This window comes from Escherichia sp. MOD1-EC5495 (assembly GCF_002965965.1).
In the GTDB taxonomy this organism is placed as follows: domain Bacteria; phylum Pseudomonadota; class Gammaproteobacteria; order Enterobacterales; family Enterobacteriaceae; genus Escherichia; species Escherichia ruysiae.
This window is the reverse complement of the sequence record NZ_PTRI01000002.1, coordinates 209,463-227,838: the sequence shown is the minus strand read 5'-3', so window position 1 is coordinate 227,838 and position 18,376 is coordinate 209,463. Positions and strand designations below refer to the sequence as shown.

Below are 18,376 nucleotides of genomic sequence, written 5' to 3'. Positions count from 1 at the left end.
GCCCCGAAGGACGGCTCTGTTTATTTCACGCAGCGGGTGCACTGCGTGAGCTGTATCTGCTGGAAGAAGTCATTTCCTTTATCATCCACTAGAATAAACGCCGGGAAATCTTCCACTTCGATTTTCCAGATAGCTTCCATTCCCAGTTCAGGATACTCAACACATTCCAGACTCTTAATACTACCCTGCGCCAGCACTGCCGCCGGGCCGCCAATACTGCCGAGGTAGAAGCCACCGTGTTTTTTACAGGCATCCGTCACCTGCTGGCTGCGGTTGCCTTTCGCCAGCATGATCATACTTCCGCCCTGCGCTTGCAGTTGATCGACATAAGAATCCATCCGTCCGGCGGTTGTTGGACCAAGAGAACCGGAGGCATAACCTTCCGGCGTTTTTGCCGGCCCCGCGTAGTAAATCGGGTGATCTTTGATGTATTGCGGTAGCCCTTCGCCGTTGTCCATGCGCTCTTTCAGTTTGGCGTGGGCGATATCACGACCGACGATGATAGTACCGTTAAGCGACAATCGCGTAGAAACAGGATATTGCGACAACTGAGCAAGGATCTCTTTCATCGGACGATTAAGGTCTACGCGCACCGCCTCGCCTTCTCCCGCTTTACGCAATTCTTCAGGGATATATTTGCCTGGATTATGTTCCAGTTTTTCGATCCAGATCCCCTGACGGTTGATCTTCGCTTTAATATTACGGTCAGCGGAACAGGAAACGCCCATACCAACCGGGCAGGATGCGCCATGACGCGGCAGGCGAATCACGCGGATATCGTGAGCGAAGTATTTACCACCAAACTGCGCCCCCAGACCAAGATTTTGCGCTTCGATCAGCAATTCTTTTTCCAGCTCCACATCGCGGAAAGCCTGACCGTGCTCATTCCCTTCCGTTGGCAGTTCGTCATAGTATTTAGCGGAAGCCAGTTTTACCGTTTTAAGGTTAGTTTCCGCAGAAGTTCCGCCAATAACGAACGCAATGTGATACGGAGGACAGGCCGCCGTCCCCAGCGTGCGCATTTTCTCAACCAGATAATTTTTCAGTTTCCCCGGCGTCAGTAACGCTTTGGTTTCCTGATAAAGATACGTTTTGTTTGCCGAACCGCCACCTTTGGCAATACAGAGGAATTTGTACTCGTCGCCATCAACGGCATAAAGATCGATCTGCGCTGGCAGGTTGGTGCCGGTATTCACCTCTTTATACATGTCCAGCGGCGCGTTTTGCGAGTAGCGCAAATTATCTTCGATATAGGTGTTATAGACACCGCGCGCCAAAGCCGCTTCGTCGCCACCACCTGTCCATACGCGCTGCCCTTTTTTACCAACGATAATCGCGGTGCCGGTATCCTGACAGGTTGGCAGAACGCCTTTTGCCGCGATATCGGAGTTTCGCAGGAATTGCAGCGCCACATATTTATCGTTTTCGCTGGCTTCCGGGTCACGCAGAATGTCGGCCACCTGTTGTTGGTGAGCCGGACGCAGCATAAATGACGCATCATGAAACGCCTGACGCGCCAGCAGAGTTAACGCTTCTGGCGCAACTTTCAAAATCTCCTGCCCTTCAAATTCAGATACGCTAACGTGTTCGCTGGTCAGCAGGTAATACTCGGTATCATCTTTTTTGAGTGGGAAAGGAGCCTGATAATGAAAGGGTTTGTTTGACATTGTTCTCTCACTTACTGCCTGGTTTGGTTATGCTCTGGGCGGGTGTTCCGTTGCCCTGTTAAAAGCGAGTAACAATATCCTACACACTTTTTTAACAAAAACTGAGACAAGTACGACTTTTTGCGGCTCCAGGTTACTTCCCGTAGGATTCTTGCTTTAATAGCGGGATTAATTTCCACATTAAAACAGGGATTGATCATGCAAAAACTCATTAACTCAGTGCAAAACTATGCCTGGGGCAGCAAAACGGCGTTGACTGAACTTTATGGTATGGAAAATCCGTCCAACCAGCCGATGGCCGAGCTGTGGATGGGCGCACATCCGAAAAGCAGTTCACGAGTGCAGAATGCCGCCGGAGATATCGTTTCACTGCGTGATGTGATTGAGAGTGATAAATCGACTCTGCTCGGAGAGGCCGTTGCCAGACGCTTTGGCGAACTGCCTTTCCTGTTCAAAGTATTATGCGCAGCCCAGCCGCTCTCCATTCAGGTTCATCCGAACAAACACAATTCTGAAATCGGTTTCGCCAAAGAAAATGCCGCAGGTATTCCGATGGATGCCGCCGAGCGTAACTATAAAGATCCTAACCACAAGCCGGAGCTGGTTTTTGCGCTGACACCATTCCTCGCGATGAACGCGTTTCGTGAGTTCTCCGAGATTGTCTCCCTGCTCCAGCCGGTCGCAGGTGCACATCCGGCAATTGCTCACTTTTTACAACAGCCTGATGCCGAACGTTTAAGCGAACTGTTCGCCAGCCTGTTGAATATGCAGAGTGAAGAAAAATCCCGCGCGCTGGCGATTTTAAAATCGGCACTCGACAGCCAACAGGGCGAACCATGGCAAACGATTCGTTTAATTTCTGAATTTTACCCGGATGACAGCGGTCTGTTCTCCCCGCTGTTGCTGAATGTGGTGAAACTGAACCCTGGCGAAGCGATGTTCCTGTTCGCTGAAACACCGCACGCCTACCTGCAAGGCGTGGCGCTGGAAGTGATGGCGAACTCCGATAACGTGCTGCGTGCGGGTCTGACGCCTAAATACATTGATATTCCTGAGCTGGTTGCCAACGTGAAGTTCGAAGCCAAACCAGCTAACCAGTTGTTGACCCAGCCGGTGAAGCAAGGTGCAGAACTGGACTTCCCGATTCCGGTGGATGATTTTGCCTTCTCGCTGCATGACCTTAACGATAAAGAAACCACCATCAGCCAGCAAAGTGCCGCCATTTTGTTCTGCGTTGAAGGCGAAGCAACTCTGTGTAAAGGTTCTCAACAGTTACAGCTTAAACCGGGTGAGTCAGCGTTTATTGCCGCCAACGAGACACCGGTGACAGTGAAAGGCCACGGACGTTTAGCCCGTGTTTACAACAAGCTGTAAGAGCTTACTGAAAAAATTAACATCTCTTGCTAAGCTTATTAAAGGCTTATAACACTTCAGGCGGCCAGTCCGCCTGATTTCATTTTATGGATAATCACTATGAATAAATCGCTGGTAGCGGTAGGCGTCATTGTTGCGCTCGGCGTAGTCTGGACAGGCGGCGCATGGTACACAGGCAAGAAAATAGAAACCCATCTCGAGGACATGGTCGCGCAGGCGAATGCGCAACTTAAGCTGACGGCTCCTGAATCCAACCTGGAAGTGAGTTATCAAAACTATCATCGCGGCGTGTTCAGCAGCCAGTTACAACTGGTGGTGAAACCCGTTGCCGGGAAAGAAAATCCGTGGATTAAAAGTGGTCAGAGCGTCATCTTCAACGAATCTGTTGATCATGGTCCCTTTCCCTTGGCTCAGCTGAAAAAACTGAACCTGATCCCATCGATGGCGTCGATTCAAACCACGCTTGTCAACAACAATGTGAGCAAGCCACTGTTTGATATGGCAAAAGGAGAAACACCTTTTGAGATTAACTCCCGCATTGGTTACAGCGGTGATTCCAGCTCAGATATCTCTCTCAAGCCACTGAATTACGAACAAAAAGATGAAAAAGTCGCCTTTAGCGGCGGCGAATTCCAGTTAAATGCAGACAGAGACGGCAAAGCTATCTCCCTTTCCGGGGAGGCGCAAAGCGGTCGGGTAGATGCGGTTAACGAATACAACCAGAAAGTACAGTTGACCTTTAATAATCTGAAAACCGACGGTTCCAGCACGCTGGCAAGTTTTGGTGAGCGCGTGGGCAACCAAAAACTGTCACTGGAAAAAATGACCATTTCGGTGGAAGGCAAAGAACTGGCACTGCTGGAAGGCATGGAGATCAGCGGTAAATCAGACCTGGTCAATGACGGTAAAACGATCAATAGCCAACTGGATTACTCGCTAAATAGCCTGAAGATACAGAATCAGGATCTGGGCAGCGGCAAGCTGACTTTAAAAGTCGGTCAGATTGATGGCGAAGCCTGGCATCAGTTTAGCCAGCAATATAACGCGCAAACTCAGGCACTGCTGGCACAGCCAGAGATTGCCAACAATCCCGAACTTTATCAGGAGAAAGTGACAGAAGCCTTCTTTAGCGCCCTGCCACTGATGTTGAAAGGCGATCCGGTGATAACTGTCGCTCCGTTAAGCTGGAAAAACAGTCAGGGTGAAAGTGCGCTGAATCTGTCGCTGTTCCTGAAAGATCCGGCAACGACTAAAGAAGCGCCGCAAACGCTAGCGCAGGAAGTAGACCGCTCGGTTAAGTCTCTGGAGGCAAAACTGACCATTCCGGTTGATATGGCAACTGAACTGATGACCCAGGTAGCGAAGCTGGAAGGTTATCAGGAAGATCAAGCGAAAAAACTGGCGAAACAGCAAGTTGAAGGTGCATCAGCAATGGGTCAGATGTTCCGTCTGACCACCTTGCAGGACAATACCATCACCACCAGCCTGCAATATGCTAACGGTCAGATCACGTTGAATGGCCAGAAAATGCCGCTGGAAGATTTTGTTGGTATGTTTGCAATGCCAGCATTAAACGTTCCGGCTGTACCAGCCATTCCGCAACAGTAATTCACTGCCAAAACGCCGGAGGGTTTTCTCTCCGGCGTTTTTTCTCACCTCAGCATAAAGTCATACTGAATACTCATTTTCACATCCCAGTAATTCAGGCGATCGCCCAGCGCACTGCCATCGCGCTTTTCCCGCCCTTTATCGGCGGCAAGAAAGAAATTCATCCCTTGTAGCGCCCCTTCGCTGACCCGATAGTTCATACCACCTAAGATGCCCGCGCCTTCAATCCGCACGTCTCGTTTACTGGATTCATAACCACGGGTCACAATCGGCGCAAAAGTCAGCGTAAATTGCGGGGTTAGACGATAGTTGACGCCCAATTGCCAGGACTGCATTCCTTCACGGTTACGATCTAGACTTAATGAAAAAGGATAGCCAATGTCAGTGTCCACCACGGCGCCATTCATCGCATGACGCAGATAACCACCACTACCAAATACACTTCCCCACGGCGTGCTCCAGGTCAATTGTCCACTAACCAACGTCGTTTCATTGGGCTGCCTGGTATTACGACTTAAGCCTTCGAGTTGCGCGTAAAAGCCGAGCAACTCTCCTTTCAGAGCATAATTCTGGTCGAGGGGTATGCTTTTCTCCAGAATACTTTGTATCTGATTGGAAACATCTTTCTGTGCCGATGCGCCCAGAGAATAGCGACTGGTATCATCATGCCAACTGGCGGCTAAAAAAGAACGTGCGCGATGTTTATCGTATTTCCCCGTCTGGCTGTTATACACCCCTTCATCACGAATACCGGTTGTTGAGTCGGTCCACAAAAATACTCTTGAGCGCCACATTCCCCACAGTTCGATATTAGGTGTTAAAGCCCAATAACCTAATACCCCTTCGGAAACAGTTGGTAATGTACGTTGCGAACTGCCAGCAATTAACGGAATACGATAAGGTAAACTGCCATAACTATAATCTGTTCCGAAGCGGCCTAATTTAAGCAAACTATTTTCACTCGGTTTTATTTTTACCGCGCCCAGGGCATAGCCAAAACTTTTATCGCCGTCAAGATACCATCGGGTACTCATATCAGCACGAGCACCTAACTTATAAACATAATACGCCCCGCCTTCAACGCCAATAATATTGGAATAATAACCACTATTGAAATCGAGCAATCCTCCCTGTACCCATGCGTAAATATCTCTTCCCGCGCCAGCACTGGGCTTATCAGCCCTGCGCAATTCGTTTTTCAGTCTGATGCGTAGCCCCGCTTCATCGTCAGCCAGTTGCGCCGCATAAGCAGAGGTAAGGCCAGAGGCAGCCGTCAGGCAAATAACGGCCATGGCCACTATTTTTCTCATAGTTGCACCTTTGATGTTCTGATTATTTTTATAGAATATTAATTAGTGATATCGCTGATTAATTGCTGCTGCATTTGTTTGCGATTATCAATTTCAACTATAATTTCTTTGAATTTTTTATCCGTGAGCGGATAAAACCAGATTATAGCGAATGCCAGTAGCATAAATCCGCAAGGGACTAAGGCAATTGATGTGCGTATCCCCATAATAACTTCCGGTGTTTGTGCCTGATTCGCAATATATCCGCTTAATCCCAAAATAAAGGCGGGAATTGAACCTCCTATTGCCTGGCCGCATTTGCGGGTAAATGAGAATAGCGAATAGGTAAGCCCTTCAATTCGCACGCCGGTCAGGTATTCACCGTATTCTACGGTATCAGCTTCCAGCGCCCACATCACGGTCATGGTAACGCCCTGACCAATTGAAGCGATGGCTAACGCGACCAACGCCACTGGCAGCGACCAGACGGAAACCCAGAAGAACAGCAAATAACCGCAGGTTCCCAGCAGAGCGCCAATCAGGAAAGTATTCTTTTTACCGATCCTGGCGACCATTCCTGGCACCAGCGGTGCCGACGCCACTGTACCGACCAGGTTTTGCACCAGTACCAGCACAGTAAACAGACCGGTGTCATTCAGCACATAGCGAACATAGAACAACGACGATGCGCTGACCGCGAAGGTCGAAATAAGCACACACAGTGCACCGATGCACAACATAAACAGCGGACGATTCCGTTTCAGCGTTTGCAGACTGATCTTCAATGACGGCTGTGCCACGATACGTACCACATTCTCACGCGTCGATTTGAAGCAGATGAAGTAAAGCACCATCCCGGCAATGGCCAGTACAATCGTCCAGAAATGGTACACCGACACCATCTCCTCCGGGCTGGAGTTTTTAATGCTCGGTCCTATCAGAAAAGCCAGACAGACAAAGGTCAGCGAAGCGGCAATTCCTCGAGCCGCGCCCAGACGGGCGCGGGACTGCGGTTGTTGGGTCATCGCGGTAGCAAGTGAACCATAAGGAATATTCACCAGGCTGTAGCAAAGCCCGAGGCCCATGTAGGTCAAATATGCATACACTACTTTGCTGCTATGACTCCAGTCGGTCGGCACCCAGAATACCAGCACGCTGAAGATCATTAACGGCGCAGTGCCAAAGAGTAAAAACGGGCGGAATTTTCCCCAGCGGGTATTCACACTGTCCACCACTCGTCCGGCAAAGACGTCGGCGAAAGCATCGAATACCCGAACCAGTAACAGCATGGTGCCCGCCGCAGCGGCACCGACGCCAGCGACGTCGGTGTAGTAACTCAACAGGAAGAGCGCCCCCATTGCGAAGGCGAAGTTATTGGCGACGTCACCGAGGCTGTAGCCGACGATGGTGCGCCAGGAGAGTTGTTGATTCATTGTTTGCCTCCCTGCTGCGGTTTTTCACCGAAGTTCATGCCAGTCCAGCGTTTTTGCAGCAAGAAAGCCGCCGACTTCGGTTTGCGGTCGCGGGTGAAGATCCCTTTCTTGTTACCGCCAACGCGCAAAATGCCCTGCGAGGTTGCAAAATCGGCGAAATTCCATACCTGTTCACCGACGACGGCGCTGACGCGATCAAAGACGCGGTGATACATATCCAGCCATGCACACTGATACTCTTCACTCCACATGTCGGTGTACATCGAGTGCAGACCGGCTAACGTATCCACGCCGTATTCGGTGATGATAATCGGCTGATGCAGTTTCTCCTGCCAGGCCAGAAGTTCTTTTTCCAGTACCTTCTCCGCCGTTTCCAAATCGCCGCTTTGTACATACCAACCGTAATAACGGTTAAGACACAGCACATCGAAGAGATCGCTGATGGTATCGGTGTGAGCGTCGCAGAACATTACATTGACGCAGGTGATCGGTCGCGTCGGGTCGAGTTTACGCGTTGCTTCCGCCAGTGGCGCGAAATATTCCCGTGCACCTTGCGGACGGGTATCCGGTTCGTTGGCAATACTCCACATCACCACGCTTGGGTGGTTTTTGTCACGCGCAATCAGCTCTTTAATCGCCTGTAAGTGCGCCTGCTGAGTTTCCCCGTTGACTGCCTCTTCGCTGTAGAGTTCTTTCGGCTTGTTGCCCGCTTCGAAACCAATGCCTAAAGAGAGGTTAAAGCCGACAGCTGCAGTTTCATCAATCACCACGATGCCATGTTCATCTGCCCAGTCGAGCATCTCTTCAGCGTAAGGGTAATGCGAGGTACGGTAGGAGTTAGCCCCAATCCAGTCCATTAATGCGTGATCGTGCACCATCAGCACGTTATCGAACCCTTTGCCGCGTAAATCTGCATCTTCATGGCGACCAAAACCAGTGAAGTAGAACGGTTTGTGGTTGATCAGGAACTGTTCGCCACTCACTGCCACTGACCGGATGCCAACGCGCAGCGGGTAGATATCACACTCTGTCTGGCTTTTGGCTGTGACGTACAGTTCATAGAGATAACCTTCACCCGGTTGCCAGAGGTGCGGATTCACTACTTGCAAGGTTCCGTTGTTGCCTTGTCCTGTTGCAACAACCTGTTGATCCGCATCACGCAGTTCAACGCTGACATCACCATTTGCCACCACCTGCCAGTCAATAGACGCGTGGTTACAGTCTTGCGCTACGTGCGTCACCACGGTGATATCGTCTACCCAGGTGTTCGGCGTGGTGTAGAGCATTACGCTGCGATGGATCCCGGCGTAGTTAAAGAAATCATGGAAGTAAGACTGCTTTTTCTTACCGTTTTCGTCGGTAATCACCATTCCCGGCGGGATAGTCTGCCAGTTCAGTTCGTTGTTCACACAAACGGTGATACGTACACTTTTCCCGGCAATAACATATGGCGTGACATCGGCTTCAAACGGCGTATATCCCCCCTGATGCTCCATCACTTCCTGATTGTTTACCCACACTTTGCCATAATGAGTGACCGCATCGAAACGCAGCACGATACGCTGACCCGCCCAACCTTTAGGTATAAAGACTTCGCGCTGATACCAGACGTTACCCACATAATTACGAATATCCGCATCGGCGAACTGATCGTTAAAACTGCCCGGCACAGCAATTGCCCGGCTCTCTTGTAACGCGCTTTCCCACCAACGCTGATCAATTCCACAGTTTTCGCGATCCAGACTGAATGCCCACAGGCCGTCGAGTTTTTTGATTTCACGGGTTGGGGTTTCTACAGGACGTAACATAAGGGACTCCTCATTAAGATAAAAATACTGGTCAACCTTTAATCTGATTAGTTAACCAATTTTGTGATGTACACAGTTATCTGTGAGAAACCCATGGAAGAGAAATGGAAATAAAAAGAACTGACACCGCGATCAAAAAACCAAAAACTGCAATACCCACAGCGTGATACGGATCGCATTAATCTTTAAAACAGCGTTGACAGAAGCCACAAAATAAGCAATCGAACGTTCATTCGAATAGATTTTAAATGATAAATTTACGTGTCATATGGCCACTGTGTATGTGTTAACGGTGGTTTTGTGACGAAACGGAAAGAGTTTCTATGCAGGATTAAGCAGGCCAGTCTTCACCGACCCGCGAAAAGACAGAATCAGGATGCGGTTAAAATACCGCCAATCATCGCGCGTAATCCCCGGGCGAATGACGCTTCACACGCCAGGTCTTCGGCTTCGATATCGGCCAGTACGCCATAGGTCAAATCCAGCAGTAAACGAGAGGTCATTGCCGTGTTGATGTCAGGGTTTATCTCACCCTTTTGCAGGGCATCGCGCATACGCTGGGCGATAAACTCCGTAATCGTCAGATGCTTATTCTTTAGCATGGCGGCGACCTGTGGATTGCGCATCCCTTCTGCCATAATTTCGACCACCAGCGCCCTTTGTCCAAAGGCTTCATGAGTGAGAGACACTATCGACTCGACCATATAGTCAACGAAATGAATCCCTTCGATAGGTTCGCGGAAGCGGATCACCGCCCTCTCCTGATCCTGAAGGATAATCGCCTGAATCAGGGCTTCTTTAGAAATGAAATGGTGATAGAGCGTTCCTGGGCTTATGCCGCAAGATTTACAGATGGCTTTCATCGAGGCACTGTGAAATCCATTTTCTGAAAAAATCTCTCTGGCAGCATTGAGGATCCGGGTCCGTGTCGGTTGCGCTTCAGTCTGCATGTTATCCATCGTTAAACCATTATAGTTAGCGTGAATAAGTAGTTTACCGCTTTGCTATGCAAGCGCCTAACATTGCAGGTCAAATGTGCGAAGCCCCCCGCATTCGAGTATTATTCACACGATAATTGGTCAACCAACAATCGAAATGTGGCAACCAGTAGCGAGATGGAGACATTTTTCTGATAACCCATCAGCACCGGAAAACAACGCTGAGTTGCGTTGTTTTCCGGTTTATTCGAATTAATTGAGTTCCTGTACCCCACCGCCGGAGACAGTGAGAATTTGTCCGCTTATCCAGCTGGCTGCGGGTGAACACAAGAACAACGCCGCATTAGCAATATCTTGCGGTTGGCCCAGACGTCTGATTGGCGTGTGTTGCAACATTTTTTGTTCGATTTCTGGTGTAATAACGGATTTGAGGGCATCCGTTAATATTGCTCCCGGCGCAATACCATTCACCCGAATATTTTTTTCACCCAGGTCAAACGCCATATTCCTGACCAGATGACTGGCCGCAGCTTTAGAGGACGCATACGAGGTCATGTTTTTATTTTTATTTTCTGCCGCCATGGAAGTGATAGTCAGAATAACGCCACCGCCATTTTTTTCCATTTCTGGCGCAATGAGTTGTGAAAGATGGAAAAAAGAAAAGACATTCAGTTCATAAGCGCGGCGAAAATCCGCCATTGGCATATCAAATGGCTTAGGACCACCGCCACCAGCGTTGTTAACCAGAATATCCACTTTACCCAACTTACTAATGGCAAAGTCTGCCAGAGCGGATAATTCCTGTTCGGACGTAATATCACAGCGCCACGCAAATGCCTGACCACCCAGTTGTTGAATCTCATCAACAACATGATTTGCTGCATCGGCGTTAATATCACTGACCACTACAGATGCACCTGCTGTCGCGAATGTAATGGCGATTTCTTTACCAATACCTGCACCCGCACCGGTGATGATGGCGCATTTTCCGTCGAGTCTCAGGTTGTCAGAATTAAACACATAAACCTCCTGTGAACTTCAGTAAAAATAAAAGGCACCGCCTGTGTGCCACATTTTTTATCATTAACCTTGAGGAAAGGACACTACCAGGTATAGCAGATAAAGAGAGGATTATTTCGCCGCAATGAGCCGGGCGGGGATAATAAGATTACGTGAATGCGTCTCTTCATGGGTGATTTTTTGCATCATGCGATCCGCAAGTGTTGTACCAAGTTCCCGCGCAGGTGTACTTGCCCAGGTAACGGGTATGTCATCAAGTGTGGTTTGCGTCGCATCGGTAAATGCCGCCAGCGAAACCTGTTGCTCAAAGTAACGATCGACTCCGCTTTCCCCGCTCTGGCGCCCTGCTTTTAGCAAACCAAACCATGCCCCCATCGCAATAGTTTCGTTATAACAAACCACGGCGCTGATAGTCGGGTTACGGCGCAAAAGTGCCGTGATAGCTTCCGCAGCTTGCTTCTGGCTGGAAGCGCACTCCAGTACCCAATCGCTGTGAAACGGCAGGCCAAATTTTAATAATGTCGCACAGTATCCCCCCACCCGCTCCGCGCGGGTTAATGAAGAACTTTGCCCTCCCAGCCAGGCGATACGCTGATGTCCATTGCGAATGAGATGCTCCGTCAACAACTGTGCAGCCTGCATGTTGTCCGGGCGAACCGTATCGACATCATCAAGATAACTGGCACGGGAAGCGAAAATCACCGGGATACCTTTTTCTTCTGCCATCCGCCGCAGGCCATCGCTGCTTCCCGCCGCACCGGCAATCACTACACCATCGACGCCCTGGTTGAGCAACAGTGAGAACCGCTGTGCCAACTGCTCGCCGTCTTTACCGCCGTGAAGCAAAAAAACCATCCGCCCCTGCGCCTCCAGAGCTTCCGTCAATCCGGCCGTTAATTCAGCGTAAAATGACGTAGATAAATCACGCACGATCAAACCAATGACGCCGCTTTGCCCGCCGCGCAGTGCCGACGCCTGGCGATTACGCACAAATCCCAGCTCTTCAATAGCTGCGTTAACCCGTTCCCCCGTAGCGGTAGATATCCGTCCTTTTCCGCTAAGTACCAGCGAAACGGTACTGACCGATACTCCCGCAGCCAGCGCAACATCATGAATGGTGATTTTTTTGGCGGTAGCCATACAGATGACCTACTCCCTGATTTTGTGACAGATAAAACGTTTTACCTTTAATTTATCTTATACCCGCTATTATCGTCGCGTAATGTGATTTATGCCTCACTAAAGTTTGATAAAACGTTTTATCTTCTCGCGCAATTTATTGAATCCAGACTGTTCTTAACAAGGAGTCGTTTTATGACGGCGAAAGCAGCACCGAAAGTCACGCTGTGGGAATTTTTCCAGCAGTTAGGCAAAACCTTTATGTTACCCGTCGCATTACTGTCGTTCTGCGGAATTATGTTAGGGATTGGTAGTTCCCTTAGTAGCCATGATGTCATCACCCTCATCCCGGCATTGGGTAACCCCGTGTTGCAGGCTATCTTTACCTGGATGAGTAAAATTGGCTCGTTCGCTTTTAGCTTTCTGCCGGTGATGTTCTGTATTGCGATCCCGCTAGGACTGGCGCGAGAGAACAAAGGCGTAGCGGCGTTCGCTGGTTTCGTGGGTTATGCGGTAATGAACCTGGCGGTTAACTTCTGGTTGACCAATAAAGGCATTCTGCCAACCACCGATGCAGCCGTTCTGAAAGCCAATAACATCCAGAGCATTCTTGGGATCCAGTCGATCGACACCGGGATCCTCGGTGCGGTGATCGCCGGTATTATCGTCTGGATGCTGCATGAGCGTTTCCATAATATCCGCCTGCCGGATGCGCTGGCATTCTTCGGCGGTACGCGCTTCGTGCCAATTATCTCCTCGCTGGTGATGGGTCTTGTCGGTCTGGTGATTCCGTTAGTCTGGCCGATTTTTGCCATGGGTATTAGCGGCTTAGGTCATATGATCAACAGCGCGGGTGATTTCGGACCTATGCTGTTTGGTACGGGTGAACGTCTGCTGTTGCCGTTTGGTCTGCATCACATTCTGGTGGCATTAATTCGCTTTACCGACGCGGGCGGCACGCAGGAAGTCTGTGGACAAACCGTCAGCGGCGCACTCACCATCTTCCAGGCGCAATTAAGCTGCCCGACCACTCACGGTTTCTCTGAAAGCGCCACGCGTTTCCTCTCCCAGGGTAAAATGCCTGCATTCCTCGGCGGTCTGCCAGGTGCTGCATTAGCCATGTATCACTGTGCTCGCCCGGAAAACCGTCATAAAATTAAAGGTCTGCTGATTTCTGGCCTGATCGCCTGTGTTGTTGGCGGCACTACCGAACCGCTGGAGTTTCTGTTCCTGTTCGTAGCGCCAGTTCTGTACGTCATCCACGCGCTGTTAACCGGCCTCGGCTTCACCGTCATGTCTGTTCTCGGCGTCACCATCGGTAATACCGACGGCAATATCATCGACTTTGTGGTGTTCGGTATTTTGCATGGCCTGTCGACTAAGTGGTACATGGTGCCAGTGGTGGCGGCAATCTGGTTTGTCGTTTACTACGTCATCTTCCGTTTCGCTATCACCCGCTTCAATCTGAAAACCCCGGGGCGCGACAGTGAAGTTGCCAGCTCAATCGAAAAAGCCGTTGCTGGTGCGCCGGGTAAATCAGGTTACAACGTTCCGGCAATTCTCGAAGCCTTAGGCGGTGCCGACAATATTGTCAGCCTGGATAACTGCATTACCCGCCTGCGTTTGTCAGTGAAAGATATGTCGCTTGTTAATGTGCAGGCGCTAAAGGACAATCGGGCAATTGGCGTAGTACAACTTAATCAACATAACCTGCAGGTTGTTATCGGGCCGCAAGTTCAGTCTGTAAAAGACGAAATGGCTGGTCTGATGCGTACTGTTCAGGCATAAGGATAAAATATGTTCGATTTTTCAAAGGTCGTGGATCGTCATGGAACATGGTGTACACAGTGGGACTATGTCGCTGACCGTTTCGGCACTGCTGACCTGTTACCGTTCACGATTTCAGACATGGATTTTGCCACCGCCCCCTGCATTATCGGGGCGCTTAATCAACGCCTGATGCACGGTGTATTTGGCTACAGCCGCTGGAAAAACGATGAGTTTCTCGCGGCTATTGCCCACTGGTTCTCCACCCAGCATAACACCGCCATTGATACGCAGTCGGTGGTTTATGGTCCTTCTGTTATCTATATGGTGTCGGAATTGATTCGCCAGTGGTCTGCTGTCGGTGAAGGTGTAGTGATCCATACCCCAGCTTACGACGCATTTTACAAAGCCATCGAAGGTAATCAGCGCACCGTGATGCCCGTTGCTTTAGAGAAACGGGCAGACGGCTGGTTTTGCGATATGACCAAACTGGAAGCGGTGTTGGCAAAACCGGAGTGTAAAATTATGCTCCTGTGTAGCCCGCAGAACCCCACCGGTAAGGTCTGGAGTTGTGACGAACTGGAGATAATGGCAGACCTGTGCGAGCGGCATGATGTGCGCGTTATCTCCGATGAAATCCATATGGATATGGTATGGGGCGAGCAACCGCATATTCCCTGGAGTAACGTGGCGCGCGGAAACTGGGCGCTGCTGACCTCAGGCTCAAAAAGCTTCAACATACCCGCTCTGACCGGAGCCTACGGCATCATTGAAAATAGCGATAGTCGCGAGGCGTATTTATCGGCACTGAAAGGTCGTGATGGATTGTCCTCACCAGCCGTACTGGCGCTTACCGCCCATATTGCCGCCTATCAACAAGGCGCGCCGTGGCTGGATGCCTTACGTGTCTATCTGAAAGACAATCTGACATATATCGCAAATACGATGAATGCAGCGTTCCCGGAACTCAACTGGCAGATCCCACAATCCACTTATCTTGCCTGGCTTGATCTACGTCCGTTAAATATAGACGACAACGCATTGCAAAAAGCCCTGATTAAGCAAGAAAAAGTAGCGATCATGCCGGGATATACCTACGGTGAAGAGGGTCGTGGCTTTGTTCGTCTCAATGCAGGATGCCCGCGTTCAAAACTGGAAAAAGGTGTTGCCGGTTTGATTAACGCCATCCGAACTGTACGTTGATTACGATTGCGCAACGTAAATAATCGTTGCGCAATCGTAGATTTTCACCCGGTTTTGTTTTTATAATGGTGCGCACTTTTATATACAGAAAAAGAGTGCGACCATGATTGATACAACCCTGCCATTAACCGATATCCATCGCCACCTTGATGGCAACATTCGTCCCCAGACCATTCTTGAACTTGGCCGCCAGTATAATATCTCGCTTCCTGCACAGTCCCTGGAAACGTTGATCCCTCACGTTCAGGTCATCGCCAACGAACCCGATCTGGTTAGCTTTCTGACCAAACTCGACTGGGGCGTTAAAGTTCTTGCCACGCTCGACGCCTGCCGTCGCGTGGCGTTTGAAAATATAGAAGATGCCGCCCGTAATGGCCTGCACTATGTTGAACTGCGTTTTTCGCCGGGTTACATGGCGATGGCGCATCAGCTGCCTGTCGCTGGCGTCGTCGAAGCAGTCATTGATGGCGTACGTGAAGGCTGCCGCACCTTTGGCGTGCAGGCGAAACTTATCGGTATTATGAGCCGAACCTTTGGCGAAGCCGCCTGTCAGCAAGAGCTGGAAGCATTTTTGGCTCACCGCGATCAGATTACCGCACTGGATTTAGCCGGTGATGAGCTTGGTTTCCCGGGGAGTCTGTTCCTTTCTCACTTCAATCGCGCGCGTGATGCAGGCTGGCATATTACTGTCCATGCAGGCGAAGCCGCCGGGCCAGAAAGCATCTGGCAGGCTATTCGTGAACTGGGGGCGCAGCGTATTGGACATGGCGTAAAAGCCATTGAAGATCGGGCGCTGATGGATTTCCTCGCTGAACAGCAAATTGGTATTGAATCTTGTCTGACCTCAAATATTCAGACCAGCACCGTAGCGTCTCTGGCGGCACATCCGCTGAAAACGTTCCTTGAGCATGGTATTTGTGCCAGCATTAACACTGACGATCCAGGCGTACAGGGTGTGGATATCATTCACGAATATACCGTTGCCGCGCCGGCTGCTGGGTTATCCCGCGAGCAAATCCGCCAGGCGCAGATTAATGGTCTGGAAATGGCTTTCCTCAGCGCAGAGGAAAAACGCGCACTGAAAGAAAAAGTAGCAGCGAAATAAGAACATGCCTGATAAGACACGTAAGCGTCGTATCAGGCATTAAACTCATCAAGAATGTCTACATTATTTACGCCAGACACAGCGTCGCGCGATGTTTGGCGGATTCAATGCCCAGCTCAATCAGCTCCATTACCTGGATTGCCTGACTTGCCGGAACCGGATTTTCTCCATCGCCATTCAACGCATCACGAATAGCAGCATAGTAAGCCGGATAATTTCCCGGCACCGTCAGCAGTGTTTCTTCGACACGTTCTTCACCTTCAACGCGGGTAAGTACGCCGTCACGCATATCGTAGCCCCAATCCTCTTGTGGCAGACGCTCGCCATTTTTCAAGCGTTCTTCCTGTGGATCGAGGCCATATTTAATATAGCTGCCGCGAGAGCCATGAACGATATAACGCGCCGACTCTGCCGCCGCCAGCATAGTGCCGTGTAAAATAACCCGCCGCTGTGGATAGGACAAAATGGCGTGGAAATAATCGGTCGACTGCGCTCCTGGGCGTAACTGTGCTAAATCCACGGTCATGCTGACAGGTAAGCCAAACAACGTAATGGCCTGATCGAGCAGATGCGGTGCCAGATCGTACCAGATACCGCTGCCAGGACCGCCCTGTTCACGCCAGCGATCGCGTACCTGCGGACGGAAACGATCAAAATGTGACTCAAAGTAAGCAATCTCACCCAGCACACCTTCCGCAAGTAATCCTTTCAGCGTCAGAAAATCGCTGTCCCAGCGACGGTTATGAAACACGGACAACACGCGTCCAAGGCTTTTTGCCAGCGCATCCAGCTCCCGCGCTTGTGACAGTGTCACGGTAAAGGGCTTATCAACGACTACGTGCTTACCCGCTTCCAGCGCCGCTTTCGCTAACGGAAAATGAGTATCGTTGGGCGTAGGAATGACAATCAGATCAATATTGGGATCATTAAAGAGATGCTTCGGTTCAGAGACAACCGTAACCGTTGGCCAGTCGGCCTTTACTTTTGTTTCGTCACTGCTGGAGATAACTGCCAGCTCCAGCCCGGGCGTGCCCGCAATCAGGGGCGCATGGAAGGTTTTACTCGCATAACCGTACCCAATCAACCCAACACGGATGTTGTCGCTCATGTCATTGCCTCTCATTGAAGTATGATTGCTATTTGACACTATCCTTTACCCTCTCTCAACAGTTTAATAAACTGGCTGCAATAAGGGATGTTATTTAACTTAAGTCAAAAAAATAGCTAATTTTCCGAAGGAAAAAGATAAATATCGCAAAAACATCAGTAAAAATCTTGCTGGAGCAATTATTGCTAAGTAACATTTACGGCCTTAGTTAATGGATCAATCAACATAGATGTGGGCAGTAATGAATCGTCTTATTGAATTAACAGGTTGGATCGTTCTTGTTGTTTCAGTCATTCTTCTTGGCGTGGCGAGTCACATTGACAACTACCAGCCGCCAGAACAGAGTACCCAGGTGCAACACAAGTAATCTCTGCGTTTGCAAGGCAACATGCAGCCATCCGGGTGCATGTTTTAACTTGACAGGTATTTAAACCAGGAATTTATTATCTTGCTCGATGGAGTTGACGATTGTCAGGAATAGTAAAGCGCGTTACTCTTTTATTAGCAGTATTTCATCCCTGAATATTTGCCATCAGCGCATTTTTATTATTGTTATTGCAAAAGCGTTCACCGCTGGTGAAATTTTATCATAACATATAATGCCTACCACTTTGGTATTAGTTATTTTATGGATCTTTTATGACTGCTCAGGAATACTTATTAAAGTTTCGTAAAATCAATTCTCTCGAAAGTCTGGAAAAACTCTACGACCACCTTAATTACACCCTGACGGACGATCAGGATATTATCAATATGTATCGCGCAGCCGATCACCGCCGTGCTGAACTGGTCTCTGGCGGTCGATTGTTTGACCTTGGCCAGGTTCCAAAGTCCGTCTGGCACTATGTTCAATAAAGAAAGTAGCGATCGGTTATAAAAGCCTTATAATAACGCCCCTAAAATTAGATTTGCCTGTTTGCTGTCGCTATTCTGGAGA

15 protein-coding genes are annotated in these 18,376 nt (G+C 49.7%); 7 read left to right on the top strand and 8 right to left on the bottom strand.

From position 1 onward, the window contains the following. Window positions 1-20: 20 nt before the first annotated feature. Window positions 21-1,667 (bottom strand): class I fumarate hydratase, encoded by a 1,647-nt coding sequence (fumB, locus tag BEG40_RS02780; RefSeq protein ID WP_000066639.1) that lies wholly within the window; start codon window positions 1,665-1,667, stop codon window positions 21-23. Window positions 1,668-1,865: 198 nt separating this feature from the next. Here fumB and manA point away from each other — a divergent pair, with 198 nt between their 5' ends. Together manA and BEG40_RS02770 are read left to right on the top strand one after the other, a co-directional pair. Further along, window positions 1,866-3,041, top strand: a complete 1,176-nt coding sequence (manA, locus tag BEG40_RS02775) for a mannose-6-phosphate isomerase (protein WP_105284844.1) — start codon at window positions 1,866-1,868, stop codon at window positions 3,039-3,041. 99 nt (window positions 3,042-3,140) lie between these two features. Further along, window positions 3,141-4,649 carry a YdgA family protein gene (locus BEG40_RS02770; protein ID WP_105284843.1) on the top strand — a complete coding sequence of 503 codons (1,509 nt, stop codon included), beginning with the start codon at window positions 3,141-3,143 and terminating at the stop codon, window positions 4,647-4,649. 44 nt (window positions 4,650-4,693) lie between these two features. Here BEG40_RS02770 and uidC read toward each other — a convergent pair whose 3' ends face one another. The 6 genes from uidC to malI form a co-directional block, all read right to left on the bottom strand. Continuing rightward, complete coding sequence (uidC, locus tag BEG40_RS02765; protein WP_105284842.1) at window positions 4,694-5,959, bottom strand: glucuronide uptake porin UidC; 1,266 nt, start codon at window positions 5,957-5,959, stop codon at window positions 4,694-4,696. Between the two features lie 38 nt (window positions 5,960-5,997). Then, window positions 5,998-7,371 carry a glucuronide transporter gene (gene uidB, locus BEG40_RS02760; protein ID WP_105284841.1) on the bottom strand — a complete coding sequence of 458 codons (1,374 nt, stop codon included), beginning with the start codon at window positions 7,369-7,371 and terminating at the stop codon, window positions 5,998-6,000. Next, a complete protein-coding gene (gene uidA, locus BEG40_RS02755; RefSeq protein ID WP_105284840.1) occupies window positions 7,368-9,179 on the bottom strand; it encodes a beta-glucuronidase in 1,812 nt (603 codons plus the stop codon). Before uidA ends, uidB begins: the two co-directional genes overlap by 4 nt. A 371-nt stretch (window positions 9,180-9,550) precedes the next feature. Beyond that, window positions 9,551-10,138, bottom strand: coding sequence for a DNA-binding transcriptional regulator UidR (uidR, locus tag BEG40_RS02750; RefSeq protein WP_105284839.1), 588 nt, complete (start codon window positions 10,136-10,138; stop codon window positions 9,551-9,553). A gap of 231 nt (window positions 10,139-10,369) precedes the next feature. Continuing rightward, complete coding sequence (gene hdhA / locus BEG40_RS02745) at window positions 10,370-11,137, bottom strand: 7-alpha-hydroxysteroid dehydrogenase (RefSeq protein WP_000483368.1); 768 nt, start codon at window positions 11,135-11,137, stop codon at window positions 10,370-10,372. A gap of 111 nt (window positions 11,138-11,248) precedes the next feature. After that, window positions 11,249-12,277, bottom strand: coding sequence for a mal regulon transcriptional regulator MalI (malI, locus tag BEG40_RS02740; protein WP_000179524.1), 1,029 nt, complete (start codon window positions 12,275-12,277; stop codon window positions 11,249-11,251). A gap of 174 nt (window positions 12,278-12,451) precedes the next feature. Between malI and malX the strand changes: the two genes are divergently transcribed. The 3 genes from malX (at window position 12,452) to add (ending at window position 16,331) form a co-directional block, all read left to right on the top strand. Continuing rightward, window positions 12,452-14,044, top strand: a complete 1,593-nt coding sequence (malX, locus tag BEG40_RS02735) for a PTS maltose transporter subunit IICB (protein WP_000125486.1) — start codon at window positions 12,452-12,454, stop codon at window positions 14,042-14,044. Window positions 14,045-14,053: 9 nt separating this feature from the next. Beyond that, window positions 14,054-15,226: a bifunctional maltose regulon transcriptional repressor/cystathionine beta-lyase MalY gene (malY, locus tag BEG40_RS02730; RefSeq protein ID WP_000459419.1), complete on the top strand. Its 1,173-nt coding sequence runs from the start codon at window positions 14,054-14,056 to the stop codon at window positions 15,224-15,226. 103 nt (window positions 15,227-15,329) lie between these two features. Next, window positions 15,330-16,331, top strand: coding sequence for an adenosine deaminase (gene add, locus BEG40_RS02725; RefSeq protein ID WP_105284838.1), 1,002 nt, complete (start codon window positions 15,330-15,332; stop codon window positions 16,329-16,331). Between the two features lie 67 nt (window positions 16,332-16,398). On the opposite strand, the gene BEG40_RS02720 is transcribed toward add, so the two are convergent. Continuing rightward, the gene (locus tag BEG40_RS02720) at window positions 16,399-17,439 is read right to left on the bottom strand and encodes an oxidoreductase (protein ID WP_105284837.1); all 1,041 of its coding nucleotides are present in this window, start codon (window positions 17,437-17,439) and stop codon (window positions 16,399-16,401) included. Between the two features lie 241 nt (window positions 17,440-17,680). Here BEG40_RS02720 and blr point away from each other — a divergent pair, with 241 nt between their 5' ends. Both blr and ydgT read left to right on the top strand, forming a co-directional pair. Beyond that, window positions 17,681-17,806 carry a division septum protein Blr gene (gene blr, locus BEG40_RS02715; protein ID WP_032155957.1) on the top strand — a complete coding sequence of 42 codons (126 nt, stop codon included), beginning with the start codon at window positions 17,681-17,683 and terminating at the stop codon, window positions 17,804-17,806. Between the two features lie 272 nt (window positions 17,807-18,078). After that, on the top strand, window positions 18,079-18,294 hold the full coding sequence (gene ydgT / locus BEG40_RS02705; RefSeq protein WP_000126621.1) for a transcription modulator YdgT: 216 nt from the start codon (window positions 18,079-18,081) through the stop codon (window positions 18,292-18,294). Window positions 18,295-18,376: the final 82 nt, after the last annotated feature.